The 24,467-nt window shown below is 73.9% G+C and carries 21 protein-coding genes; 7 read left to right on the top strand and 14 right to left on the bottom strand.

Annotated elements, in window-relative coordinates; genetic code table 11:
• Positions 1-3: 3 nt before the first annotated feature.
• The 6 genes from D1648_RS03790 to D1648_RS03765 form a co-directional block, all read right to left on the bottom strand.
• Complete coding sequence (locus tag D1648_RS03790) at positions 4-1,770, bottom strand: glycoside hydrolase family 3 protein (protein ID WP_122939491.1); 1,767 nt, start codon at positions 1,768-1,770, stop codon at positions 4-6.
• 20 nt (positions 1,771-1,790) lie between these two features.
• Complete coding sequence (locus tag D1648_RS03785; RefSeq protein ID WP_122939490.1) at positions 1,791-3,134, bottom strand: exo-beta-N-acetylmuramidase NamZ domain-containing protein; 1,344 nt, start codon at positions 3,132-3,134, stop codon at positions 1,791-1,793.
• A 290-nt stretch (positions 3,135-3,424) separates the two neighbouring features.
• Complete coding sequence (locus D1648_RS03780; RefSeq protein WP_122939489.1) at positions 3,425-4,282, bottom strand: endonuclease domain-containing protein; 858 nt, start codon at positions 4,280-4,282, stop codon at positions 3,425-3,427.
• A gap of 241 nt (positions 4,283-4,523) precedes the next feature.
• A complete protein-coding gene (locus D1648_RS03775; protein ID WP_122939488.1) occupies positions 4,524-5,822 on the bottom strand; it encodes an alpha/beta fold hydrolase in 1,299 nt (432 codons plus the stop codon).
• Between the two features lie 19 nt (positions 5,823-5,841).
• On the bottom strand, positions 5,842-6,717 hold the full coding sequence (locus D1648_RS03770) for a substrate-binding domain-containing protein (protein WP_122939487.1): 876 nt from the start codon (positions 6,715-6,717) through the stop codon (positions 5,842-5,844).
• A 115-nt stretch (positions 6,718-6,832) separates the two neighbouring features.
• Positions 6,833-7,582, bottom strand: a complete 750-nt coding sequence (locus tag D1648_RS03765) for a GAP family protein (protein WP_122940209.1) — start codon at positions 7,580-7,582, stop codon at positions 6,833-6,835.
• A gap of 103 nt (positions 7,583-7,685) precedes the next feature.
• On the opposite strand from D1648_RS03765, the gene D1648_RS03760 reads away from it, so the two are divergent.
• Together D1648_RS03760 and D1648_RS03755 are read left to right on the top strand one after the other, a co-directional pair.
• Positions 7,686-8,951 (top strand): sensor histidine kinase, encoded by a 1,266-nt coding sequence (locus D1648_RS03760; protein ID WP_122939486.1) that lies wholly within the window; start codon positions 7,686-7,688, stop codon positions 8,949-8,951.
• The gene (locus D1648_RS03755) at positions 8,948-9,640 is read left to right on the top strand and encodes a response regulator transcription factor (RefSeq protein WP_122939485.1); all 693 of its coding nucleotides are present in this window, start codon (positions 8,948-8,950) and stop codon (positions 9,638-9,640) included. Before D1648_RS03760 ends, D1648_RS03755 begins: the two co-directional genes overlap by 4 nt.
• Here D1648_RS03755 and D1648_RS03750 read toward each other — a convergent pair.
• Positions 9,540-10,034, bottom strand: a complete 495-nt coding sequence (locus D1648_RS03750) for a hypothetical protein (protein WP_206424770.1) — start codon at positions 10,032-10,034, stop codon at positions 9,540-9,542. The two genes, D1648_RS03755 and D1648_RS03750, sit on opposite strands and share 101 nt — an antisense overlap.
• Positions 10,035-10,165: 131 nt before the next feature.
• Between D1648_RS03750 and D1648_RS03745 the strand changes: the two genes are divergently transcribed.
• The 3 genes from D1648_RS03745 (at position 10,166) to D1648_RS03735 (ending at position 13,640) form a co-directional block, all read left to right on the top strand.
• Complete coding sequence (locus D1648_RS03745) at positions 10,166-11,365, top strand: sensor histidine kinase (RefSeq protein WP_241155341.1); 1,200 nt, start codon at positions 10,166-10,168, stop codon at positions 11,363-11,365.
• On the top strand, positions 11,362-12,027 hold the full coding sequence (locus D1648_RS03740) for a response regulator transcription factor (RefSeq protein ID WP_122939483.1): 666 nt from the start codon (positions 11,362-11,364) through the stop codon (positions 12,025-12,027). The genes D1648_RS03745 and D1648_RS03740 overlap by 4 nt, the downstream gene beginning before the upstream one ends.
• 134 nt (positions 12,028-12,161) lie before the next feature.
• Complete coding sequence (locus tag D1648_RS03735) at positions 12,162-13,640, top strand: DHA2 family efflux MFS transporter permease subunit (RefSeq protein WP_122939482.1); 1,479 nt, start codon at positions 12,162-12,164, stop codon at positions 13,638-13,640.
• Between the two features lie 27 nt (positions 13,641-13,667).
• Here D1648_RS03735 and D1648_RS03730 read toward each other — a convergent pair whose 3' ends face one another.
• The 6 genes from D1648_RS03730 to D1648_RS03705 form a co-directional block, all read right to left on the bottom strand.
• Positions 13,668-14,708, bottom strand: coding sequence for a LacI family DNA-binding transcriptional regulator (locus D1648_RS03730; protein ID WP_122939481.1), 1,041 nt, complete (start codon positions 14,706-14,708; stop codon positions 13,668-13,670).
• A 56-nt stretch (positions 14,709-14,764) separates the two neighbouring features.
• Entirely contained in the window at positions 14,765-15,793 is a 1,029-nt protein-coding gene (locus tag D1648_RS03725) for an ArsA family ATPase (protein ID WP_122939480.1), read from the bottom strand.
• Complete coding sequence (locus D1648_RS03720) at positions 15,784-16,047, bottom strand: cory-CC-star protein (protein ID WP_122939479.1); 264 nt, start codon at positions 16,045-16,047, stop codon at positions 15,784-15,786. The genes D1648_RS03725 and D1648_RS03720 overlap by 10 nt, the downstream gene beginning before the upstream one ends.
• On the bottom strand, positions 16,044-17,747 hold the full coding sequence (locus D1648_RS03715; RefSeq protein WP_122939478.1) for a carbon starvation protein A: 1,704 nt from the start codon (positions 17,745-17,747) through the stop codon (positions 16,044-16,046). The genes D1648_RS03720 and D1648_RS03715 overlap by 4 nt, the downstream gene beginning before the upstream one ends.
• A gap of 159 nt (positions 17,748-17,906) precedes the next feature.
• Complete coding sequence (locus D1648_RS18090; protein WP_122939477.1) at positions 17,907-19,349, bottom strand: DUF1990 domain-containing protein; 1,443 nt, start codon at positions 19,347-19,349, stop codon at positions 17,907-17,909.
• Between the two features lie 87 nt (positions 19,350-19,436).
• Complete coding sequence (locus D1648_RS03705) at positions 19,437-20,027, bottom strand: DUF5701 family protein (protein ID WP_370239782.1); 591 nt, start codon at positions 20,025-20,027, stop codon at positions 19,437-19,439.
• 274 nt (positions 20,028-20,301) lie between these two features.
• Between D1648_RS03705 and D1648_RS03700 the strand changes: the two genes are divergently transcribed.
• Positions 20,302-21,057: an SDR family oxidoreductase gene (locus D1648_RS03700; protein ID WP_122939476.1), complete on the top strand. Its 756-nt coding sequence runs from the start codon at positions 20,302-20,304 to the stop codon at positions 21,055-21,057.
• 5 nt (positions 21,058-21,062) lie between these two features.
• On the opposite strand, the gene D1648_RS03695 is transcribed toward D1648_RS03700, so the two are convergent.
• A complete protein-coding gene (locus D1648_RS03695; protein WP_122939475.1) occupies positions 21,063-22,175 on the bottom strand; it encodes a 3-deoxy-7-phosphoheptulonate synthase in 1,113 nt (370 codons plus the stop codon).
• A gap of 304 nt (positions 22,176-22,479) precedes the next feature.
• Here D1648_RS03695 and D1648_RS03690 point away from each other — a divergent pair, with 304 nt between their 5' ends.
• Positions 22,480-24,423, top strand: a complete 1,944-nt coding sequence (locus D1648_RS03690) for an aconitate hydratase (protein WP_122939474.1) — start codon at positions 22,480-22,482, stop codon at positions 24,421-24,423.
• Positions 24,424-24,467 lie beyond the last annotated feature (44 nt).

The raw sequence follows: 24,467 nt of genomic DNA, 5'->3' as shown, positions 1-24,467 counted from the left end.
GAGTCAGCCCAGCCCGTGGCCGAGCGGGAACGCCTCGCCCGTCCCGTCGGCCGCGGGGATCGCGACCGGGAGCTTGCCGCGGGCGGCCACGGTCCCCGCGAGCACGCCGGCGAGGGCGCGCAGCGAGGCGTCGGCGTTGCCGTAGGCGGCGATCGAGGCCGCGACCTCCCCCACGTGGACCACGTCGTAGGGGTTGCGCAGCGCGGCGTGGACGACGGGGGTGCCGGTCGCGGCGAGCGCGCCGACGAGCTCGACCTGTGCGGCGGGGGTGGTGAAGCCGGAGGACGAGGTGAGCACGAGCACCGCGTCGACCGCAGCGGCGGCCTCGGCGGCCCGCTCCGGGCCCGCGTCCACGAGCGCCGTCGCGGCATGGCCGAGCTCGATGAGCGCGTCGACCACCACGTCGAGCTTCTCCGCAGTGCCGGCCCCGGTGACCAGCACCGTCGCCCCCTCGGCGAGCGGCAGCGCGCCCTCCTGCTCGGTGATCAGGGTCAGGGAGTCCTCGGCCATGCGCCGGGCCGCGCCGAGGCTGCGGGAGGTGCCGATGGCGCCCTCCGCACGGGCCACGTCCACGTGCACGTCCTCGAACAGGCCGCGGCGCAGCTTCTGGGCGAGGATGCGCCGCACCGACTCATCCAGGCGCTCCTCGGTGATCTCCCCGCTCGCGACCGCCTCGCGCACCCCGCCGATCGCGACGACGAGATCCGGCGGCATGAGCATCTGGTCGGCGCCGGCGAGGATCGCCTCGACCGGGACCCGGTCGTCGTCGAACAGGGTGCGCACACCCTCCATCGCGAGGGAGTCGGTGACGATCACGCCCTCGAAGCCGAGCTCCTCGCGCAGCAGGCCGGTGAGGATCGGGTGGGACAGGGTCGCGGGGACGCCGGAGTCGTCGAGCGCCGGGACCATGATGTGCGCGGTCATGATCGAGTCGATGCCCTCGTCGATCGCGGCGACGAAGGGCGGCAGGTCCAGCTCGTCGAGCTCCTTGCGCGTGTGCTCGATGACGGGCAGGCCCAGGTGGGAGTCGACCGCCGTGTCGCCGTGGCCGGGGAAGTGCTTCGCGGCGGCGGAGCAGTCCGCGCCCTGCAGCCCCTTGATCTGGGCGGCGGCCAGACGTGCGACGGCACCGGGGTCCGCCCCGAGAGAGCGCACCCCGATCACCGGGTTCCGTGCTTCGACGTTCACGTCGACGACCGGGGAGAAGGCCTGGTGGAGGCCGGCGGCGCGCATCTCCGCGCCGACGATCTCCCCCGCCTTCCGGGCGTGGGCGCGCGAGCCGGTCGCCCCGAGCGCCATCTGCCCCGGCAGCGGGGTGGCGGGCTCGGGCAGGCGGTGGACGACGCCGCGCTCCTCGTCGGCGCTGATCACCAGCGGGATGCCGCCGGAGTCGAGAGCGGCGTCCTGCGCGTCGTTCGAGAGCGTCGCGATCTGCTCGATGCTCTCGAGGTTCTCGCTCCACACGAAGAAGATCAGCCCGCCCACGTGATGGGTGCGGACGATCTCCGCGATCGTGTCCACGCCGGTGGTGGAGGTGTTCGACTCGTGCGCCTGATCGGCGCGGGAGCCGTAGCCGACGGCGACGAACAGCTGCCCGATCTTCTGCTCGATGCTCATCCCTGCGAGGAGCTCCGCGATCCGGGCGTCCTCGCCGCCCGCGGCCGGGGCGGGCGCGGCCTGGGCCGCGGGCAGGGCGACGGCGGCTCCGGTGCCCGCGAGCGCGGCCGCGGTGAAGGCGCGGCGGGAGAGATGACGATCCGTGGGAGCCATGACGAGTGTCCCTTCGCTGCTCAGTAGAGGCGGTAGCGCTCGGCGGTGACCTCGAAGCGCCGTGCCTCGCGCCGCCAGGCCGCGACGATCGCCTCGGGGGACTCGCCGTCCTCGAGCATCGCGCGGGTGCGGCCGGTGCCGGTGAGCTTGTCGATCCAGCACACGTCCTCGGCGGTGCGGCAGTCCTCGCCCTCGCGCCAGTCGACCTCCTCGACGTTCCGCAGCAGCGCGGCGAGCACGTGGATGCCGGTGCGCACCGGCTCGTAAGCCGCCGCGTCGGTGAGGTGCAGCTGGATCCCGCCGCAGAACTCCCCGGCCTGCTTGGAGGTGGTGGGGGTGGCGAACATCGGACGGTAGAGCACGCCCGGCAGCTCGGCCGCGCGGAGATCGGCGATGATCGCATCGATGTGGGACTCGGTGATGAAGGGGGCGCCGAACCAGAGGAAGGGCGTGGTGGTGCCGCGCCCCTCGGAGATGTTCAGCGACTCGATCAGCCCCGTGCCGGCGTAGACCACGGCCGTGTCCGGGGTGGGGATGTTCGGGGAGGGCAGCACCCAGGGCAGGTCCGCCACGGGCGGGTCCTCGGGGTCGTAGCCGCTCATCTCGATCACCTCGAGGGAGACCTTCCCGTCGAGGAACTCGCCGTTGAACAGCCGGGCGAGCTCACCGACGGTGAGGCCGTGGGTCTGCGGGATCTCGCGCAGCCCCACGAAGGAGGACAGCTCCGGCTCGAGCAGGAAGCCCTCGATGTCGGTGCCCAGGGGGTTCGGGCGATCCAGCACGATGAACCGCTTGTCGTTCTCCCCCGCCGCCTCCATCGCGTAGTACAGGGTCCAGATGTAGGTGTAGAAACGAGCACCGATGTCCTGGATGTCGAAGACGAGCACGTCGACGTCGGCCAGCATCTCCGGGGTGGGCTTCTGGGTCTCCCCGTACAGGGAGCGGACCGGCAGGCCGGTCTTCTCGTCGACGTAGTCGCCGACGGAGCCGCCGGCCGGCTCCGCACCGCGCACCCCGTGCTCGGGCCCGAACAGCGCCGTCATCTCGAACCCGCCCTCTTCCTGCGCCTCGACCAGGAGATCGATCGTGGAGCGCAGCTCGCGGTCGGCACCGGTGGGGTTCGTGATCAGGCCGACACGCTGATCGCGCAGCGTCTCGAGCGAGCCGGCCTCGAGGAGGTTCTCGACACCCAGGCGGAAGCCGTCGGCGTCCCGCGTCGCCCTTCCGCGGCCCGGCGCGGCCTGGGCGGAGGCGGCACCGGCGAGGACGGCCCCCGCGGGGAGGGCGCCGAGGCTCGCGAGGACCCGGCGCCTGCCGGGGCGGGCCTCGGGGGATGCGCTCTGGGGCGAGGCTGCAGGGTTCACGGGGGACCTCCGTCGTCGTCGTCGGATCGCGCCGGCCATGGGCGCAGTCAGCCACGCTACCGGGGCGTGGCGGGGGTCACAACCGATTCGGGGAGGTCCGCGGAGTGGAGGTCAGGAGGAGGTCGAGGGGTCGGTGCCCCAGCGCCGACGGAGTCCGTCGACGTGGAGGCGGAGCTCGGCGGGCATGTCCAGCGTCCCATCCCTGCAGAAAGGGGCGTCCAGCGACGCGTCGCGGCGCTGAGCTCCTCGACGTGCCGCTGGACGCCCCTTTTCGCCGGCGCCGCCGGTGCCTACGAACCGACCCCGCCGATGCGCTGCCCGCGATGCACCCGCCTCCGGATCAGCGTCCGCAGCACCGCAGCGGTCTCCTCCCAGCGGAGCCAGATGTCCTCCCAGGTCAGGCGCAGCACCAGGCACCCCTCGACCAGGGAGGCCCGATCCCGCCGCCTGTCCTTGTAATACTGGGAGCGCCCACCGTGATGCCGGACGCTGTCGCACTCGATGACGAGTCGGTCTCCCACCAGCAGGTCCACCCGTCCGCCGTCGAACACCGGGACCTGTTCGCGTACCCGCACACCGCGCCGCTCGAGATACCGCCGCACCCTGGTCTCGGAACCGGAGCCTGCGAGCGCGCTGACCCGTCCCACCGCGCGCCGCTGCCGAGCAGGCGCCTCGGCGAGCAGTGCGTCGACCTGCGACGGCACGAGCAGGCGACGCTCGAGCGCCGACTCGAGAAGCACGGCGGCCGATTCCGCATCGAGGCAGGTGAGGGCATGGGTCAGCGCGATCGGCAGGGGCATCACGGGCTCGTCGTCCGGCCACCGGCGCAGCGCGGGAGTGTGCGCCACCACGAGCCCAGGCCGCTCCTCTCCCGCGGTGCGGCGCGAGACCTCGTGCACTCCTTCGAGGGCCGGCGTCCACAGCCCGTGGATGCGCGCCGCAGAGAAGCAGGTCAGACGATTACCCCGGGAGAGCGCACCGGCCACCTCGGCAGACGTCCGAGAGGTGCCGAACCATCCGCCGCCGTAGCTGCGCAGCACGCCCTTGGCGAGCAGTGCCTGCTGACGATGTCGGGTCACCCCGGCTGCGCGGAGATCGGCGGTGTTCCAGACATGAAGTCGACGGCGGAGCGGGGTGCGGGGGTCCATGGCGGCACGATGCCGGGGCAGGTGCCGGGCTGGCGTCGGGCGGGGGCGGATTGTGGAGAGGGTCGGGGTGGGGAGGGACGGTGAGAGGCCGTTGGGTGAGAGGCCCCCCGCACAAAGGGGCGTCCAGCGGCACGCCGAGGAGTTCAGCGCCGCAGCGTGCCGCTGGACGCCCCTTTGTGCAGATCGGGCGGGGTGCGGCGGATGTCGGGGCGGGGCGGGGTGCGGCGGATGTCGGGGCGGATCAGGCGGCGCGGAGCCCTGCTGCGAGGTCCAGGAGGTGGTCGAGGACGCCCTCGCCGCTCGCGCGCAGGCCGTTGTGCTCGTGCTCGCTGGTGACCCAGGTGCGCAGGCCGGGCAGCAGGCCGGCGGTCGCCATCGAGAACTCGCGCGGGACGTAGGCGTCGTCGTAGTAGACGGCGGCGGCGCCGGGGACCTCGGCCGCGCGCAGCGCCTGCTCGTCGTAGAGGCGGTGCCACCCGTGCTCGGCCAGGAGATCGGCGGCCTCGGCCCAGGGGGCGAGCTCGGGGTCCTCGGCGAAGAGCTCGCGGTGGACGTGCTCTCCGGCGAGGAGCGTCGGGTCCTCGGCCACCTCGTTCGGCATCGTGCGGTCCGCGGCCCAGCGGGTGGCGACCCCGTCGGCCCAGCAGCTCTCGTGGATCACGGCGTACAGCGGGTTCCGACCCGAGAAGGGCAGGGCCGCGGCGAGGTCGTGGGCGAAGGCCGGGGAGGCGGGATCGAGCTCGAGCAGGAGGTGGAGGCGCTCGGCGCCCTGGGAGGCGCCGAGCAGGTGGCCGAGGCGGCGCAGCGACTCCACGCCGACGGCGCGCCCGCCAGGGACGCACAGGGTGCCGGCCGCGGCGGCGTCGGCCAGGCGGCGGAAGCGGTCGCGGTCGCCGGGGAAGCGCGCCCAGTACCGCTCGCTGCGCTCGACCATCCCCGCCCAGGTGGTCCGGTACACCTCGTCCATGCCGGGGCCGACGGTCGGCAGGCCTCCGGTGAACAGCGCCTTCTCGACGCCGTGCGCGGCGGCCGAGAGATAGCGCAGCGTCGTGAAGCCGCCGAAGGACTGGCCCAGCAGGGACCAGCGCTCGAGCCCGAGGGCCTCGCGCAGCAGCTCGGCGTCGGCGACGATCGCGTCGGCGCGGAAGAGCTGGAGGTACCTGGCCTGCTGGGCGGAGGTCGCCTCCCGCAGGGTGCGCGCGCCGGGGATCGCCCCCTCGGGCAGCGGCGCGTCGAGGCCGACGGGGGCAGAGCGGCCGGTGCCGCGCTGGTCGAGCATGAGCACCCGATGCTCGCGCAGGGCGCGCGGGAGCCAGGGCGGCGAGGTGGGGTCCAGGGGGCGCGGCGCCTCGGAGCCGGGGCCTCCCTGGAGGTAGACGAGGACAGGGAGATCCTCGCCGTCGGGCCGGGAGACCAGGCGCGCGAAGAGCTCGAGCCGGCTCCCGTCGGGGTCCGCATGGTCCAGCGGGACAGGGAGGATGAGGTCGGCGAGGTGCAGGCCGGGCAGGGTCCAGTCGGTGCGGCGGAGGTCGGTGGTCATGGCGTCTCCTCGGGGTCCGTCAGGTCTCGTCGCAGGTGGTGGCTCCGGGGAAGAACTCCCAGTCGAAGCGGTGCAGGCGGCCGGGACGGTCCCCGCATTCCAGGGCCCGGTCCACGACCAGCGCGGAGAGTCGCGCGAAGACGTCGTCCACCCCGTAGTAGCTGATCGGGCCGAGCAGCTCGGCCTCGGCCGGGACGTCGCCGATGGCGATGATCTCGAGCTCCTCGGGGACGCGCACGTGCACCTGCTCGGCGGCCAGGCGCAGCGCGAGGGCCTGGTAACCGGTGCAGCAGATCACGGCGGCGGGGCGGCCTGGCCCGCGCAGCCAGTCCAGGGCGCTCTCGAAGGTCGCACGGCTGCCCTTGGCGGTGAGCCGCACGAGGCTCTCTGCGGGGCCGTCGCCGTGCCTGCCGACCGCATCGAGGAAGGCGCGGGCCCGGGGCACGGAGAAGGTCCCGCCCGGACGGGAGCTCAGATCGGGGGCGAGGAAGTGGACGCGCCCATGGTGCTCGCGGAGCGCGGCGTAGGCGCGGTGCACGGAGGGGACCGGGCTCGAGCTGACCACGTCGAACCCCTCGGGCTCCATCTGCGCGCTGAAGGCGACGAGCCCGCTGCGGATGCTGCTCGCGAGCCGGCGCACGCGCTGAGGTCCGTCCTCCTCGAGATCGACCGCGGTGAGCAGCGCGGCATCGGCCGCGGCGCCCAGCAGGTGCTCGTACCAGCGCGGGTCGGTGAGGACGAGGGTGGATCGACCCAGCGGGAGCGCGTCCTCGCGCACCTGGCTGACCAGCTGGACGCCCCAGGGGTCGCTGAAGCTCCTCAGCGCCAGGACGATGCCGCCTCCCCGGCCCGGATGGTCATGGGGCGTGGCGAGAGGCTGATTCGCAGCGACCACCGGGACTCACCTCCGGACGAAGCGGACATTGCGGGCTAAATGACCGGAGAGTACCCTTGTTTACCCTGGTCACAGCGCCGAGTGTACGCTTCGTCGCGCCTGTTCCGTGGTGATCTCAGGCGATCTGTCCCCCGGTCAGCCAGGTGAGCGCCGGGCCCGCGGTGTTCAGCAGCAGGAGCACCCCGATGATCCCGACGGTCCAGGAGAACGCGCCGCTCGCATGGCGCACCGCCCAGTCGTGGACCCGTTCGAGGACGCGGTCGCCCCTCCGGCCGAGCAGCAGCCGCACCCCGCACAGCACGAGAGCCGGCAGGATCATGACCGCGCAGTAGCCGACGAGCACGAGCGCGCCGCGCGGGAGGCCGAGTCCGAGGTCGGCGATGATCCCGAGCGCAGCGAGATAGGGGATCATCGACGCCGCCTCGATCAGTCCCGCGCCGAGGGCGAGGGCGACCAGGGCGGAGGGCCGGCCGGAGGCGGAGCGGGCGCGGGCGGTCCAGCGCCGGGCGGAGGCCTCCGGGTCGCCGCCGCGCTTCCTGATCGCGGCGGGGTCGATGCGGAAGGACCACCACACCAGGGCCGCCCCGGCCAGGGCGAGGACGAGCATCACCTGCGGCGTCGCCAGGAGGTGGCCGAGCCGGTCCATGAGCGGCAGCAGCCCCGCGAGCAGCGCGATGCCGAGCAGCAGGTAGAACACCCCGATGATCAGCAGGTACAGCAGCGTGCGGGAGCTGACGCGCCGTGCCCCGCCCTCCCCCACCACCAGCAGGATCAGCGGGATGACGAGGGTGCCCATCGAGGTCGAGTCGACGAGGGCGAGCACCACGAGCCCGAGCGGGCCGGCGACGGCGGGAAGCATGTCCATGGTCTCCATCGTCCGTGGCAGGGCTCGGCCGGGTCCTCCTCCCTTGGGACGAGACCCGGGCACGAGCAGCGAGCGGGGCGAGGGCGCCGCGTACGCTCGGGTCATGCCCGCCGATGCTCGCGCCGACGCCGCGCCGCCGCAGGTCACGCGCCGTGACCTGGTGATCGCGGGGATCTACGCGGCGCTCGTGCTGGTGCTGGCCGCCTCAGGGGTGGGCGGCTCGGGCTTCCTCGGCGACGGACCGCAGTGGTCGCGGCCGGTCTCGGTCGCACTGATGCTCGCGGCCTGTGCGAGCCTGTGCTGGCGCCGGGGCCGCCCCGTGGTCGCGTTCTGCGTCGCGGGCCCGCTCGCGGTCGCGGAGATCATCGGGGGCGGGCAGATCTCCGCCTACTTCCTGCTGTTCGAAGCCCTGTTCATGCCGGTCATGCACGGCTCCCGCCGGGTCGCCCGCGCGTGCACGGGGATCGCGATCGCGGCGGGGGCGGGCGCCGTGCTCGCAGCGCTGGTCTCGGGCGCGCCGGGCCCGGTCGTGTTCCTCGTCGTGATGATCAGCGGGCTGATGGTCAGCACCCCGCTGCTCTGGGGCTGGGAGGTGCGCCACCACCGGGAGGCGCGGCGCACGGCAGAGGATCTCGCCGGACTCGAGCACGAGCTGGCCGAGAGCCGGGCGGCCCGTGCGGTCGAGGCGGAGCGCCGCTCGATCGCCCACGACCTGCACGACGTGATCGCCGGGCATCTCAGCGCCGTCGCCCTGCACTCCTCCCTGGCCGCCTCGCTCGAGGACCCTGCGGCGCGCGCGAGGTCCCTGGCCACCTCGCGCGAGGCCGCCCAGGCCGCGCTGCGGGACCTGCATGCGATGATCGGGGTGCTCTCCGACGCGCCGAGCGGGACGCTGCCCAGCGCCACCCTGGACTGGCCCTCCCTCTCCGCGCGCCTGCAGGCGCGGGACCCGGCGGCGCAGATCGGGATCGACCCGGCGCTCACGGACCCCGCCCGGGTGGCGCCGGCGGTGCAGGCGGCGCTGCTGCGGATCGGGGCGGAGGCCGTGACGAACGCGGAGCGCCACGGCCGCGCGCCGATCCGTCTGACCATCGCGCTCCGCGACGGCTCCGTGCGGCTCGACCTGACCAACGCACGGGCCGACGGGAAGACGGTGGGCGCCGGACTGGGCCGCGCCGCGCTCGAGCACCGGGCGACCGCGGTCGGCGGGCGAGCGAGCTCCGGACCGGTCACCGCGACCGACGGCGCTCCGGCCTGGCAGGTCGAGGCCGTGCTGCCGTGCGGGACGGTGCCCGCCGACGGCGGCCCGGCCGCCGAGGCGTCCCGGAGCGGACAGCTCCCCACCACCCCCGAGGTGCACCCGCGATGAGCCCTATGATCACCCCCTCCTCCGCCGCGCCGATCCGCGTGGTCGTCGCCGATGATCACCCGGCCGTGCGGTCGGGCCTGGTGACGCTGCTGGGCTCGGCCCCCGACGTCACCGTGGTCGCCGAGGCGGCCGACGGGCCCTCCGCCCTCGCCGCCGCCCGCAGCCACCGCCCCGATGTGGTGCTCACCGACGTGCGGATGCCCGGCGCGACCGGCATCGAGATCACCCCGCGCCTGCGGGAGACGGGTGCGAGCGTGCTGGTGATCTCCGGTTTCGACCTCGACGAGTTCGTCCTCGGCGCGCTCGCGGCGGGGGCCGACGGCTATCTGGTGAAGTCCGAGGAGCCGGACCGGATCCTCGCCGCGGTGCGGGACGTGCACCGCGGCGACGCGGTGCTCTCGGCGGCGGCGACCCGGGCCGTGGTCGCGGCGCTGCGCGGCCGGGAGGCCGTCCCGTCGGCCTCTCCGCCCGCCGGCCGGGCGCCCGTCACCCCTCAGCCCGCGCTCACCGGTCGGGAGGAGGACGTCCTGGCGCTCGTGGCGCAGGGGCTGACGAACCAGCAGATCGCCCGGGAGCTGTTCGTGGAGATCACGACCGTGAAGTCCCATCTCTCCCATGCGCTCGCGAAGCTGGGCCTGGACTCCCGGGTGCAGGCGGCGCTGTGGTGGCAGCAGCACCGCGGCTCGTGACCGCGGTGCCGCGCAGGCGCCGCACGCCGAGCGCGAGCAGCCCCGCGATCAGGCCCCACAGCGCGTTCACCAGCAGCATCGGCACGATCGCGAGGGGCCGGGCGAGCGGGCCGGACAGGTGGCCGAGCAGCAGCGGGGACAGGATGCCGCTGAGCACGATCGCGGCGACGGCGTAGGCGGTCCCCGCGAGCACGAGGGTCAGGACCGGGCGGGGCGCACGGCCGAGCCCCATCGCCGCCACCCACACCAGGGTGATCGCGGCGGTGAGGAGGAGACGGGGCGCGGCACCCAGCTCGTGCCCCGACTGCTCCACGACGATGCTCGCGAGCGGGCGGACGAGGGCGAGCAGACCGAGGCCGAGGGAGGGCGAGAGGCGGGCGGAGGCGGGAGACATGCCCCGATGCTCGGGCCGGGGAGCGGCGCGCGACAACGGCCGACCGTCGCGAGCGGGGTACGTCGGGAGGCGACGGTCGCCTGCGCCCGCAGGAGGGGGCGCCCCGCTCCCCGCCCTCCTAGGCTGAGTCCGTGGCAGAGATCCCGCACGACCCGCCCGGCTCACGGCGCTCTCCGGTGCTGCGGACCGGCGACGCACTGCTCGCCCTCGGGGGGTGGCTCGTGCTCTCCAGCGTGATCGCGATCGTGCAGGCGAGCGCAGGCGAGGCCCCGTCCCCGCTCGCGCACCTTTTCGCGGCAGGGTTCGGCGCGGTGCTGCTCGCCCGCCGCCGCCTGCCCGTGACGGTGCTCGTGCTCAGCGCGCTGGGCACCTTCGCGTACTACACCCTGGGCCTGCCGACGATCGGGATCGCGCTGCCCGTGGCCGGCGCGACGTTCTCCGCCGCGGAGCAGGGGCGGACCCGCTGGGCCGTCGGCACCGGCGCCGTGGTGCTGTCGGTCTCCCTCCTGTTCCGGCTGCGGGACGACCCCCAGCCGCTGGGCACGGTCCTCGGCACCGATGCGATGACGAACCTGGGGCTGCTCGCGGCGGCGGTCGCGCTCGGCGTCGCGGTGCGGGCCCAGCGGGAGCAGGCCGCGCAGCAGGAGGAGATCGCCCGTCTGCGCGAGGAGCGCGCCCGGCATCAGGCCGAGCTCCGCCTGCGCGCCGAGCGGGAGCGGATCTCCCGCGAGCTGCACGACACCGTCGGCCATTCCCTCTCGGTGATCTCCCTGCACGCCGGGGTCGCCGCCGATGCTCTCGGCGCGGGGGAGGGCCGGGCGGCGGACGCCGTCGGCGAGGTGCGAGCGCAGGCCGGGCGCTCCCTGCAGGAGCTGAGGGCCATGGTGCGCCTGCTGCGCGAGGAGACGGACGGCGGGGGCGCGGGCCGGCTCGTCGGCACGCTCGCCGACCTGCCCGCGCTGCTGGCCCCGGCGCGCGCCACCGGAATCACGGTCCATGAGCGGATCGACGTGCCCGTCGGAGCTCTCTCCCCCGCGGTGGACGCCGCCGCGCACCGGATCGTGCAGGAAGCGGTGACCAACGTGCTGCGCCATGCCGGGGCGCGCTCGCTGCAGGTCGGCGCCCGCGTGCAGGACGGACGGCTGCGGCTCGGGATCATCGACGACGGCCGCGGCGTCGCGGCCCAGGAGCGCGGCGAGGGCGGCGTCGGCCTGCAGGGGATGCGCGAGCGGGTCCGGCTGCTCGGCGGGACCCTCGCCGTGCGCACCGCGCCCGGGGAGGGGTTCGCGTTGCGCGTCGAGCTGCCCGCGCGGGTGGAGGAGGAGCCGTGATCCGGATCGTGCTGGTCGACGACCAGGAGCTCGTGCGCACGGGGCTGCGGGCGCTGGCCGAGCGCGACGGCGACATCGAGGTGGTGGGCGAGGCGGCCGACGGCTGCGCGGGTCTCGCCCGGGTGCGGGAGCTGCGGCCCGACCTGGTGCTCATGGACCTGCGCATGCCGCTGCTCGACGGGATCGCGGCGACCGCGCGGATCACCGCCGACCCGACTCTGGACGAGGTGCGGGTGGTGGTGCTGACCACCTTCGACGAGGACGAGGACGTCCTCGCCGCGATCCGGGCGGGTGCGGCCGGGTACCTGCTCAAGGACGTCGCCCCGGCCGCGCTGCGCGAGGCGGTGCGGGTGGTCGCGGGCGGAGAGGCGCTGCTCTCCCCCGCGGTGACCACCACCGTGCTCGCCCGGCTCGGCGAGCACCTCGCCACCCGCGTCGAGCCGGGCCTGCTGGACGCTCTGACGCCCCGGGAACGGGAGGTGCTCGCGCTCGTCGGCCGCGGGATGAGCAACGACGAGATCGGGGCGCGGCTGCACCTCTCCCCCGCCACCGCCCGCACCTACGTGAGCCGCCTGCTCGCCAAGCTCCGGGCCCGGGACCGCTCGCGCCTGGTGGTCCTCGCCTACGAGTCCGGGCTCGTGCGCCCCGGGGACGGTCGCTGATATCACGGTGACGAGAAGCGGAGCGGCGTGACAGGATCACCCCGGGCCCGGACCATGTCCGCGCGCCCCTCCGACGGGTGACCCGCGGGTCCCGGCTCGTCGGACCGCCACCAGACGAAAGCACGCCTCCCCGCATGCACGCCTCCACCCCCACTCCCACCGGCGAGATGCCCGCCCTCGGCGCCGAGTCCGCGCGCCCCTCCGCCCCCACGAGCACACGGGTCACGCCGATCATCGCCGTGCTCGTGGTCTCCGCGTTCGTGATGATCCTCAACGAGACCCTGCTGTCGGTCGCGCTGCCCGTGCTGATGGCGGACCTGTCGATCACGGCCGTGACCGCGCAGTGGCTCTCCACCGGGTTCATGCTCACCATGGCCGTGGTCATCCCGACCACCGGCTTCCTCATGACGCGCCTGTCGGTGCGGACCGTGTTCACCGTCGCGATGACGCTCTTCCTCGCCGGCACCGTGCTGGCCGTCATCGCGCCGACCTTCGGCGTGCTGCTCGGGGCGCGCGTGATCCAGGCGGCCGGCACCGCGATGGTGCTGCCGCTGCTGATGACGACCGTGCTCGCGCTCGTGCCGCTGCACGCCCGCGGCCTCGTGATGGGGCTCGTGGGCGTGGTGATCTCCGCGGCGCCCGCGCTCGGGCCGACGATCTCCGGGCTGATCCTCGAGCACGGCACCTGGCACCACCTGTTCGTGATGATGCTGCCGATCATCGTGGTCGCGCTGGTGATCGGGCTGCTGTTCATGCGCAACTACACCGAGCCCCGCGCAGTGCGGATCGACGTGCTCTCCGTGGTGCTCTCCGCGATCGGCTTCGGCGGCATCATCTATGCCCTCGCCTCGATCAGCGCGATCGTCGACGGGCAGGCGCGCCTCGTGCCGCTCCTGGCCGGCACGCTCGGGCTGCTGTCCCTCGCCGTGTTCACCGCGCGCCAGATCCGGCTGCGTGCCCGCGGGGCGGAGCCGCTGCTGGACCTGCGGCCGCTGACCGTGCGCACCTATCTGATCTCGATCCTGGTGATCCTGCTGTGCTTCGCGACGATGCTCGGCACCGTCGTGGCGCTGCCGCTGTACATGACCGGGGCGCTGGGCATGTCGACCCTCGCCGTGGGGCTGACGATGCTGCCGGGCGCGGCGGCCTCCGGGCTGCTGGGCCCGCTCGTCGGCCACCTCTACGACCGTGTCGGTCCGCTCCCGATCGTGGTGCCCGGCGCGGCGCTGATGGCGCTGGTGAGCTGGGCGTCGATGCTGCTGCTGGACGCCGACGCCACCCGGGGTCTGATCGTGGCGCTGAACGTCCCGCTCGGGATCGGCATGTCGATGGTGATGACGCCGCTGATGGCGCTGTCCCTCGGGGCGCTGCCGAAGGAGCTCTACGGCCACGGCTCGGCGATCCTCAACACCCTCCAGCAGCTCGCCGGGGCTCTCGGCACCGCCGTGTTCATCGCGCTGATGACGCTCGGTGCCGCCGTCGCGGCGGAGTCCGGCGCCGGTGCCGCCCTCGCCCAGGCCTCGGGAGCGACCTGGGCCTTCGTCGCCGGTGGCGTGATGTGCACGATCGCGACGGCGCTCGCGGCGACGCTGCGACGGCCCCGCCGCGCGTAGCTGCGTCGGCGACCGCAGCGTCCCGGCTCAGACGTCCTCGGCCGTCGTCGCCCCGGGGAAGAAGGTCCAGTCGAAGACGTGCTTCCGCCCGGGGCGGTCCGTGCGGTCCACGGCCCGGTCCACGAGGATGCCCGCGAGCCGCTCGAAGACCCCCTCGACCCCGTAGTAGCTGATCGGGCCGAAGAACTCCGAGGTGGCGGGGATGTCGCCGATGGCCGCGAACTCGAGGTCGTCGGGGACGGAGAGCCCCGCGCGCTCGGCCGCGATCTGCAGCGCGACGGCCTGATAGCCGGTGAAGCACACCACCGCGGTGGGGCGGTCCGGTCCCGTGATCCACTCCAGGGCGGCCTGATACGTCTCGTGGCTCCCCTCGGGGGTCACGTGCACGAGCGCGCCCGCATCCTCGCCGTGCGCCTCGGCCGCCGCGAGGAAGGCCCGGGTGCGGGGATGGGCCAGGGTTCCGCCGGGTCGGTCGATCTCGGGCGCCAGCAGCTGCACCCGGGCGTGCCGGGCGCGCAGCCGCGCGTAGGCCGCCCCGATCGCCGGCAGCGGCGAGGAGGAGACCACATCGAAGCCCTCCGGCTCCATCTGCGCGCTGAAGGCGACCAGCCCCGTCTGGGTCGCGTCGGCGAGGCGTCGCACCTGCGCGGGGCCGTCGGGGACGAAGTCGATGCTGGTGACGAGCGCGGCGTCGGCCGAGGCGCCCAGCAGGTACTCGTACCAGCGCTCGTCGGCCAGGACCAGCGTGGACAGCTCATGGGGCAGCGCCTGCGCGCGCACCCGGTGCGCGAGCTGCACGCCCCAGGGATCGTCGAGCGTGCCGAGCGCGAGGACGATCCCTCCGCCCCGTCCGGTGCGCATCGCCTGGGCGTGACGGTTGGGGACGTAGCCGAGCTCCTCCGCGGCCGCGCGCACCTTCGCCTTCGTCGCGGCGGAGCCCGCGGAGCGCGCCCCGCCGCGACCCGAGAGCACGAAGGACGCGGTCGCGAGGGACACCCCTGCTTCCCGGGCGACGTCGGCGAGGGTCACCGCGGCGCGGGGTCTGGAGCCGCGGAGGTCGTGGGTCATGTCGGCAGCCTTCCTGCGGCGGTGCGATGCGATTCCCGGGAACGGTGGCGGCGAGTCTATCCGCGCCCGGTCACGGCGGCCTGGTCGTCCCGGGGACCCAGGTGACGGGCGAAGCGGGCGAGCGCCGCGGGCCCGACGACGTCCTCCTCCCCCAGCGGGATCTCCTGGCAGGGCACGCCGGGCAGGGCGCTGCGGAGCGTGGCGAGATGCTCCTCCTCGACCGCGCGGCGGCGGGCGAGGAAGCCCCCGCGATCCGCCGGCGAGCGCTTGTTCACCACCAGAGCGCCGACGTCGACTCCGGTGCGGACCAGCTCCTCGTGCAGCGCGATCGTCTCCAGGACCGGCAGCCGCTCGGCGGCCAGCACGATCGCGAAGGAGGTCACGGAGCGGTCGGTGAGGGTCTCGCGCAGCCGGACGAGACGATCGCGACGCCGCAGGAGGATCGCGCGGATCTCCTCGTCCCGCTGCTCGAGCGGGTCCCGGGGGGCCGCCGAGCCGAGCACGGAGGTGCCGAGGTCGAGCCGTCGCCGCGCCGCGCCCAGGCGCGCGGACTTCTCGCGCCGGGCGAGCAGCCCGTCGGTCCAGGCGGTCATGACCTCGGGCAGCGCCATGAGGCGGGCGGTGTGACCGCTCGGGGCGGTGTCGAGGACGACCAGGTCGAACTCCGACCGGCCCCGCTCGACCAGCTCGGTCATCCGCTCGAGCACCGCCGCCTCGTGGGTGCCCGGGGAGCGACGGGAGAGGTCCATGTGCTTGTCGACCTCGCCGTGGAGGGGGCGGGGCATGAGCCGCTTGAGGGTGGAGCCCACGTCGCGCAGGTGCTGGTCCGTGGTCGCGTCGGGATCGATCTCGATGCCGTGGACCGCTCCCCCGTCCGCCCCGTCGGCGAGCCGGGTGACCCGGTCGCCGATGCGGCGCTCCCACAGGTGGCCGAGGTTGTGGGCGGGATCGGTCGAGACGACGAGGACGCGCCTGCCGGACCGGGCGGCATCGAGGGCGACCGCCGAGGCGAGGGTGGTCTTGCCGACCCCGCCCTTCCCGCCGAGGAAGAGCACGCGGCGGGACTGCGCGAGGCTCAGCAGCATCGGAACTCCTCCAGCGGCGATCGCTCCATCCCCATCCGCCGGTGCCAGTCGTGGAAGCCGTCGTAGAGGACCGGCAGCAGCTCCGCCGTGTAGTACGAGGCGGGATTCGGGACACCGAGCATCTCGCTCATCACCAGCATCCGGAACAGGTCGTCCTGTTCCCGCTGCGCGCGGGCGAAGGTGCGCCGGTACGGACCGACGTAGAACTCGTGGAGCCCCTCCGTCAGGGCCCGCAGGCGGGACGCGGCCGTCACCGGACGGAGGAGTCCTCGAGGGGCTCCTCGTCGGCGCCCTCGTCCTCGGGCGGCTCGGTGCGGGCTCGGGTCAGCGCAATCGCGGACTCGACGATCACCCAGACCGCGGCGACCAGGATGATGATGTCGAGCGCGAGCAGCAGCCAGTTGCCCTCGGCCGCGTACTGCCCCACCTGGACCAGCAGAGCGAACACGCTCACGAACAGCACGAACAGCAGCGGGAGCAGGATCGGCAGCACCGGGCGGCGCGTGCGCATGAGCATCACGGCGAGGATCGACAGAGTCAATGCCGCCAGGATCTGGTTGGTGGTGCCGAACAGGGGCCAGATCACCATGCCGCCGGTGCCGCCAGAGCCGGCGCCGAAGGCGAGGGCGAGGCACACCACGAGCACGACGACGGTCGCGACCATGGTGCCGAGCCGCAGGCCGAGGATCTGCCCGATCTCCTGGACCACGAAGCGCTGCAGGCGCACGCCGGTGTCCATGGTGGTGGCGGCGAAGAGCACCGCCATCGTGGCGAGGATCGTGGCGGACAGCGAGGTGGGGATGCCGAGGCCGGAGTTCAGGATCGCTCCGCCGCCGGCCACGAACGCCTCCACGCCGCCCTCGTTGAACGCGGAGTAGACCTGCTCCCAGTCCGCGAGGGTGCGGAAGCCCGCGGTGGTCGCGATGATCGCGCCGAGCGCCAGCAGGCCCTCGCCCACCGCGCCGAAGTAGCCCACGAATCGCGCATCGGTCTCCTTGTCCAGCTGCTTGGAGGAGGTGCCGGAGGAGACGATGCCGTGGAAGCCGGAGATCGCACCGCAGGCGACGGTGACGAACAGCAGCGGCATCATGCCCGGGGTCCCCTCGGGCACGGCCTGGTTGAGCATGGGGGCGACGACCTCGGGGCGGAAGATCAGCACTGCGCCGTACAGCAGGATCAGGCCGACGAACAGCTGGAGGCCGTTGATGTAGTCGCGCGGCTGCAGCAGCACCCACACCGGCAGCATCGAGGCGATGCCCGCGTAGATGAACAGCACCAGGATCCAGAACGGCTCCGCGCCGATGCCGAGGAAGCCCTCCGGCAGCGCGACCGGGAACCTGTCCCCGAGCAGGATCAGGCTGTACAGGGCGACCACGCCCACCACGGACACGATCGGCAGGTTCCACTTCAGGCGGTAGATCGCCTGGCCCACCAGCACCGCGACCACGAGCGCGCCCCAGGTGGGGATCACGGCCGACGGGGTGGACACCAGCAGACCCGAGATCACCACGGCGAAGACGGTGTTGACCATGAGCAGCAGCAGGAAGATCACCACGAGGAACAGCCGGCTGCCGCGGCGGCCGATGTACTTCGCGGCGAGGGTGCCGATGGACTGGCCGCGGTTGCGGGTCGAGGCCCACAGCGCGCCGAGGTCGTGCATGCCCGCGAAGAACACGGTGCCGAGGGTGACCCAGAGGAAGGCCGGGCCCCAGCCCCAGATCACGGCGACGGCGGGGCCGACGATCGGCGAGGCGCCTGCCACGGAGGTGAAGTGGTGGCCCCACAGCACGAACTTGTTGGTGGGGACGTAGTCGACCCCGTCCTGCAGCTCGTGGGCGGGGGTGCGGAAGCCGGCGTCCAGCCGGTACACCCTCTGCGAGAGGTAGCGCGAGTACAGGAGGTAGCCGGCGATCATCATGCCGACGCCTGCCAGGGCGAGGACCAGGGAGTTCACGACGGGACGTCCTTCGGGCCGGGGACGGGGAAGCGCGGCCGCCGGGGTGCGGGGACGGCGGCCTCCCTCGGCCCCGGCTCCTCCGCGTCCTCGTCGAGCGCGTGGGTCCACCCTAGGGCAGGGCGCCGTCCTGCGCGTCGGAGGCGGCGGGTGCGCGGGTCACGGTCTGGTCACCGCGCGCAGGTAGCGGCGGGTGAGGCGTGCCTGCACGAGCCGCGCCACGGGGGCCCCGAGCCGGGCGTACCAGGCGGCGGGTCGGGAGACGGCATCGATGTCGAGGCGGACCTCGCCCGTCGCGGTGCGGGTCAGGAGGAACTCCTCGATCCCGGACTCGGGGTGTCCGGGCAGGGTCCCGTAGGCGAAGCCGGCGCGGTCCGGCTCGTCGATCACCCGCAGGACGCGGCACGGGGCCGTGATCTGCAGGGGCCCCGCCCCGATCCGCAGGCGTATCTCGGTGCCCTCGCGCAGCGGCGTGTGCTCGGCGGCGACCCGCAGTCCAGCGCGTCGGTGGAGGTCGCCGCGCAGCAGAGCGGCGCGTGCCCGGTCGAGGTCCACGCCGGGCAGCACGGCGCTGCGGTGCAGTCGGCGGAACCCGGACGGCGGGTCCTCGAGGGCGTCGAGCGGGGCGGTGACCTCCTGGCCCTCGTCGGGTTCGAGGGCGATGTACGCCCGTGAGCTGACCGTCCTCGAGTGCCCGCCGAGGCGGCGGACGAGCGGCACCGGCAGGGTCCAGATCACGGCCTCGAGGAGGCGCGACGGCCACGGCTCGCGGAGCGTCTCCGCCGCCCAGGCGTCGGGCTCGGGGTCGATCTCGAGCATCGGGTCCATCGGCCGCGCGGTCCAGTCCGGCGCCCAGGGGCCGGCGGTGATCCGTGCGGTCACGGCGGGGTCGTCGGTCCCGCTGTCGGCCGAGGCGCTGAAGGAGGAGCGCTCGCGGCGGCCGTGCGGGGAGACCTCGACCTCGTAGGAGCCGTCGACGATCGAGAGCACGGCCTGGTCCAGCTGCTCGAGCAGGTCGCGGGAGCCGGAGTCGCACGCGTCGCAGCCGCAGTCCGGGACCGTCTCGACCGGGTACGGCGGGTCGCCGATGCTGACGACGATTCTGTGGGACACCGCGTCCCCGGAGGCGAGGCCGACGCTGCCCGGCTCGTCCTCGCCGGCCGTGCGGACCAGCAGCAGCGGCTGCGCGCCCGTCCGGTGCGGGCGGAGGATCGTCGCGCCGCAGCCGCCCAGGTGCGGTGCGGTCAGCCAGCGCAGGGCGGCGACGTCGGCGACCTCCTTCCGCTCGGCCCAGCCTCGCGCGGTGAGGACCTGTGCCCAGGCCTCGGCCCGGGCGGCGACGATGCGGTGCTTGCCCGGGTCGAGGCAGCGGCTGTACTCCTCCTCGCGCACCGGCACGTCCCGACCGCCCGGGCCGAGATGCGGGTTCGGCCAGGGCGGGGTGTCGGCGCCGGTCACGGCGAAGGCGCGCTCCACGTCGGCGAGCAGGTCGAGCAGCTGCGCGGAGAAGGGCGGGCCGGCGCCGACTTCGCCCTCCTCGGCGCACTGCTGCAGGTAGGCATGCTGCTCCTGCCACCAGGTGCTTGCTGATTCGCCGGGCATGACCGGAACGCTACCGCGCGACGCGCCGCCCTCCGAGGCCCCGTCGACCGGGGTCGTCGACGGATGCGAACGTCGTGCTCCCGGCGCTCAGCCGACGGTGCGTCCGCCCGCCGAGGCGATGCCGAGCCAGGTGTGGCGGTTGTTCCACCAGCACCAGCCGAGCTTCGGCGCGTCCCTCCGCGTCGTCCCGTCTCGTCCGGTGCCGCCCGAGATCCACAGCGCGGGGGTGCGGGAGTCGAGCTGACCGCTCGCCTTCCGGATCCGCGAGCCGATCGTCATGAAGCAGTGGTTCCGCTCGAGGATCTCCGGGACCTGCAGCACCCAGAGCAGTCCCTCGGTGAGCAGCAACGGGCTGCGGCCGCCGGCGGTGATCGCCTCGAGCGCCTCGGCCGGGGAGGCGTTCTCGAACTCGTCGCCGCGGTCCGGGGCCTGGATGAGATAGAGCGGCGAATCGGGCAGGTCGACGCCGTTCGGCCCGAAGGCATCGACGTCGGTCATGTCCTCGACGACGAAGCCCGGCTTCTCCCCGCGCCGCATCAGCGGGGCCAGCGCTGAGGGCGGTGCGAGCGCGGGGTCGATCGCGAGCAGGGCGTCGGTGCGCTCGGCGCCGGCACGGACGGCGGCGTCGGTCAACGCCTCGGCGGGGACCCCGGCGAAGGTGTGGAGGTCGAGGTCGATCAGGCGCTCGGCCTGGGTGGAGAGGGTGGGCAGGGCGATGCGTGCGGTGATGGAGGCTCCTCGGGCTGGGCGGGCTGGGCAGGACGTCGGGCAGGGCGTCGGGGCAGGGTCAACGCCGCCGTGGCGCGATCTGTTCCCGGACGTGCTGCGGCGCGGGGCGGTGCGGGGGCAGGGTGAGGCGGGGCAGAGCGGGGCAGGTGGCGGTCGGGACGTCTCGACGCGGGGCGGCGGGCGCGGGATAGTGGAGCCGGGACGATCGACGAGGAGCGCCAGCATGAGGATCGCGATCGCCGGGGGCACCGGCATGGTCGGACGACGCATCACCGAGGCCGCCGACGAGCGCGGCCACGAGACGGTGGTGCTCAGCCGGCGCCGCGGCGTCGACGTGCTGACCGGGGACGGGCTGCGCGACGCGCTCGCGGGGGTCGACGTGGTCATCGACGCCCTGAACGTCACCACCCAGAACGCGCGGAGGGCGACCGAGTTCTTCACGACCACCAGCCGGAATCTTCTCGAAGCCGAAGAGCGCGCCGGTGCCCGCCACCACATCGTGCTCTCGATCGTGGGGCTCGAGGCGGCCGATGCCGGCTACTACGCCGCCAAGCTCGCCCAGGAGCGGCTGGTCGAGGCCTCCGCTCAGCCGCACACCATCGCCCGGGCCGCCCAGTTCCACGAGTTCGCGGGGCAGGTCATCAAGCTGACCACCCTCGGCCCGCTGACCCTCGCCCCGCGCATGCTCTCCCGGCCCGTGGCCGCGCGCGAGGTCGGGCACCATCTCGTCGACATCGCCGAGGACGGCCCCGCCCGACGCGCCGCCGACCTGGTCGGCCCCGAGGAGATCACCCTCGCGGCGATGATCCGGCGCCAGTACGCGCACGACGGGATCTCCCGGCGCGTGCTCGAGCTGCGCCTGCCCGGCACCTACTGGCGCGGCCTCGCCTCCGGGGCGCTGCGCGGAGACCCCGCGACCGCCCGGATCGGCGAGATGACCTTCGAGCAGTGGCTGGACTCGGAGGATCACCGGCCCTGACGAGCTCACCCCTGCGCGTCCCGTCGGCGGCTGGCACCCGCGGCCAGCTCCCGCAGCGCCTCCTCCGTGCTCTCCCAGCCCATGCACGCGTCGGTCACCGAGCGGCCGCGCACGAGACCGGCGGGGCCGACCTCGGGGTCGAGGGACTGGGCACCACCGAGCAGGTTGCTCTCGAGCATGATCCCGGCGATCGCCTCGCCGCCCGTGGCGACCTGCTCGGCCAGCAGCGTCGCGACCTCCCGCTGGCGCACATGGTCCTTGCCGCTGTTGCCGTGCGAGGCGTCGATGATCAGGCGCTGCGGCAGCCCCGCCACCTCCAGCTGAGCGGCGGCCTCCGCGACCGGGGCGGGGCCGAAGTTCGGTCCGTCAGCGCCGCCGCGCAGGATCAGGGAGAGGTCGGGGTTACCGGTCGTCGCGACCAGCGCCGCCCGCCCGTCGGCCCCGATGCCGAGGAAGGACTGCGGGGCGGAGGCCGCGCGCAGCGCGTCCAGCGCCACCTGGATCCCGCCGTCGGTGCCGTTCTTGAAGCCGATCGGCATGGACAGGCCCGAGGCGAGCTGGCGGTGGATCTGCGACTCGGTGGTGCGGGCCCCGATCGCGCCCCAGCTGACCAGATCGGCGATGTACTGCGGACTGATCGGCTCGAGGAACTCGGTCGCGCAAGGCAGGCCGAGAGCGGTCACGTCCCGCAGGAAGGCGCGGGCGGTGCGCAGCCCGGCGGCGATGTCGTGGGAGCCGTCGAGGTGAGGGTCGTTGATCAGGCCCTTCCAGCCGACGGTGGTGCGGGGCTTCTCGAAGTAGGTGCGCATCACCAGCAGCAGGTCGTCCTGCACCTCGGCGCGCAGCGCGGCGAGGCGGCGCGCGTAGTCCAGTCCCGCCTCCGGGTCGTGGATCGAGCAGGGGCCGACGACGACGAGCAGGCGGTCGTCGGCCCCGGTGAGCACGTCGCGGATCTGCTCGCGGTGGGCGGCGACCTGGGCGGCGGAGGTTCCGTGCAGCGGCATCTCGGCACGGAGCTCGGCGGGGGTGGGCAGGGCGGTGAAGCTCGCGACGTGGCGGTCGGGGGCGACGTCGACGTCCGTGTCGGCGACTGCGGGGGCGGTGTCCAGAAGTGTCATGGGGTCCTGTCCTCGACGGGGGCGGACCCGCTGCTGCAGAGCCCGCCGGGAATGGCGAAGGGCAGAGCGGATGCTCTGCCCTTGTCGGCTCTGGAGAGGTGAAGGCGCTACACGGCGGCCGGCCCCTCCGGAGCCGACATCGCATAGAACTGCCAACGCTTCTGCATGCGGAGGACCATACACCCCGGGCCGGCGGCGCCGCCATCGGGCCGAGGTGCGGACCTCCGCGCGGCTCCCGGCGTACGGTGGAGGGAGGTCCGCCGACGGGCCTCGTCGGCGGTCTGCCCGTGAGGAGGACGGATCCATGCCGCGCAATGTCGCCCAGAAGCTGATCGCCGACCATCTCGTCGAGGGCGGCGCCGATCCCGGGGCGGAGATCGGTCTGCGGGTGGACCAGACCCTCACCCAGGACGCGACCGGCACCATGGTGATGCTCGAGCTCGAGGCGATGGGGCTGGACCGGATCCGCACCGAGCTGTCGGTGCAGTACGTGGACCACAACCTGCTGCAGACGGACTGGAAGAACCCCGACGACCATCTCTTCCTCGAATCGGCCGCGCAGCGGTTCGGGCTGTGGTTCTCCAAGGCCGGCAACGGCGTCTCCCATCCCGTGCACCAGGCGCACTTCGGCCGCCCCGGCGGGCTGCTGATCGGCTCCGACTCGCACACCTGCGCGGCCGGTGCGCTGGGGATGCTCGCGATCGGCGTGGGCGGGCTCGAGATCGCGATGGCGATGGCCGGACAGCCGCTGTACGTGTCCATGCCGGAGATCTGGGGCGTGGAGCTGACCGGGCGGATGCCCGACTGGGTCAGTGCGAAGGACGTGGTGCTGGAGATGCTGCGCCGCCACGGCGTCACGGGCGGGGTGGGTCGCATCATCGAGTACCGCGGAGAGGGGCTCGCGCAGCTGACCGCCATGGACCGGCACGTCATCGCGAACATGGGCGCGGAGCTCGGCGCCACCGCGACCGTGTTCCCGGCCGACGACGCGGCCCGCTCCTATCTCGAGTCCGTCGGCCGCGCCGCCGAGTTCACGCGGATCGAGGCCGACGAGGGCGCGAGCTACGACCTCACCGAGCACATCGACCTGGACGCCCTCGAACCGCTGATCGCCCGCCCCTCCTCCCCCGGGAACGTCGTCCCCGTCGCGTCCGTGGCCGGGGAGGAGGTCTCGCAGGTCGTCGTCGGCTCGTCGGCGAACCCGGGACTGCGGGACTTCGCGGTGGTCGCCGAGATCCTCGAGGATCGGCAGGTCGCGCCCGGGGTGTCCCTCGACATCAACCCCACCTCCCGGGAGGTGCTCGCCGACCTGATCACCGGTGGCTGGCTCACCTCCCTGGTCGCCGCCGGGGCGCGGATCCACCAGTCCGGCTGCATGGGCTGCATCGGGATGGGGCAGGCGCCGGCGACCGGCCGCAACTCCCTGCGCACCATGCCGCGGAACTTCCCCGGCCGCTCCGGCACCGAGGAGGACTCCGTGTGGCTGTGCTCGCCCGAGACCGCGGCCGCCGCGGCGCTGACCGGGGTGATCACCGATCCGCGCACCCTCGAGGACAGCCACGGCATGACGTGCCCGCGCCCGGCCATGCCGGTGTTCTACTCCACCGTCCCGGACATGCTCCAGCCGCCGCTGCCGCCCGAGGAGGCCGCGCAGGTCGAGCTCGTCAAGGGCCCGAACATCTCCACGCTGCCGGAGTTCACCCCGATCGAGGACGCTCTGCGGGTGCCCGCGCTGCTGGTGATGGGCGATGACGTCTCCACCGACGAGATCATGCCGGCCGGCTCCCGGGTGCTGCCCTTCCGCAGCAACATCCCGAAGATCGCCGAGTTCTCCTTCACCCGGATCGACGAGAGCTATCCGCATCGGGCGCAGGAGGCGGAGGCGGGGCACGTGGTGATCGCCGGGAAGAACTACGGCCAGGGCTCCTCCCGCGAGCATGCCGTGATCGCACCGCGCCACCTGGGCCTGCGGGCGGTGATCGCCACGTCCTTCGCCCGCATCCACTGGCAGAACCTCGCGAACTTCGGGATCCTCGCCCTCGAGTTCGACGACCCCGCGGACCACGACGGGATCGAGGTCGGCGCCGAGGTGGTGCTCGAGGGGATCCACGAGGCGCTGCGTGCCGGTGACCGGCTGACCGCCACCATCGGCGACCGCGAGGTGGTGCTGCGCCACCGGCTCTCGCCGCGCCAGGTGGACATGGTGCTCGCGGGTGGGCGGATCCCGCTGGCGGCGCAGGAGATCTGAGAGCCGGACCAGGGACGATCGACCGGCTGTCGGACGGCGACGGC

This window comes from Brachybacterium sp. EE-P12, from assembly GCF_003711805.1.
Classification (GTDB): Bacteria; Actinomycetota; Actinomycetes; order Actinomycetales; family Dermabacteraceae; genus Brachybacterium.
Note: the sequence above shows the minus strand (reverse complement) of the source record. Positions and strands in the feature narration are given on the sequence as shown.

Bases quoted from the DNA above. Each gene is read 5' to 3' on its own strand.
- D1648_RS03695 (WP_122939475.1), bottom strand. From the start codon at position 22,175: ATGACACTTCTGGACACCGCCCCCGCAGTCGCCGACACGGACGTCGAC.
- D1648_RS03765 (WP_122940209.1), bottom strand. From the start codon at position 7,582: ATGGACATGCTTCCCGCCGTCGCCGGCCCGCTCGGGCTCGTGGTGCTC.
- D1648_RS03725 (WP_122939480.1), bottom strand. From the start codon at position 15,793: ATGCTGCTGAGCCTCGCGCAGTCCCGCCGCGTGCTCTTCCTCGGCGGG.
- D1648_RS18090 (WP_122939477.1), bottom strand. From the start codon at position 19,349: ATGCCCGGCGAATCAGCAAGCACCTGGTGGCAGGAGCAGCATGCCTAC.
- D1648_RS03750 (WP_206424770.1), bottom strand. From the start codon at position 10,034: ATGTCTCCCGCCTCCGCCCGCCTCTCGCCCTCCCTCGGCCTCGGTCTG.
- D1648_RS03775 (WP_122939488.1), bottom strand. From the start codon at position 5,822: ATGACCACCGACCTCCGCCGCACCGACTGGACCCTGCCCGGCCTGCAC.
- D1648_RS03690 (WP_122939474.1), top strand. From the start codon at position 22,480: ATGCCGCGCAATGTCGCCCAGAAGCTGATCGCCGACCATCTCGTCGAG.
- D1648_RS03700 (WP_122939476.1), top strand. From the start codon at position 20,302: ATGAGGATCGCGATCGCCGGGGGCACCGGCATGGTCGGACGACGCATC.
- D1648_RS03755 (WP_122939485.1), top strand. From the start codon at position 8,948: ATGAGCCCTATGATCACCCCCTCCTCCGCCGCGCCGATCCGCGTGGTC.
- D1648_RS03790 (WP_122939491.1), bottom strand. From the start codon at position 1,770: ATGGCTCCCACGGATCGTCATCTCTCCCGCCGCGCCTTCACCGCGGCC.
- D1648_RS03780 (WP_122939489.1), bottom strand. From the start codon at position 4,282: ATGGACCCCCGCACCCCGCTCCGCCGTCGACTTCATGTCTGGAACACC.
- D1648_RS03735 (WP_122939482.1), top strand. From the start codon at position 12,162: ATGCACGCCTCCACCCCCACTCCCACCGGCGAGATGCCCGCCCTCGGC.
- D1648_RS03760 (WP_122939486.1), top strand. From the start codon at position 7,686: ATGCCCGCCGATGCTCGCGCCGACGCCGCGCCGCCGCAGGTCACGCGC.
- D1648_RS03730 (WP_122939481.1), bottom strand. From the start codon at position 14,708: ATGACCCACGACCTCCGCGGCTCCAGACCCCGCGCCGCGGTGACCCTC.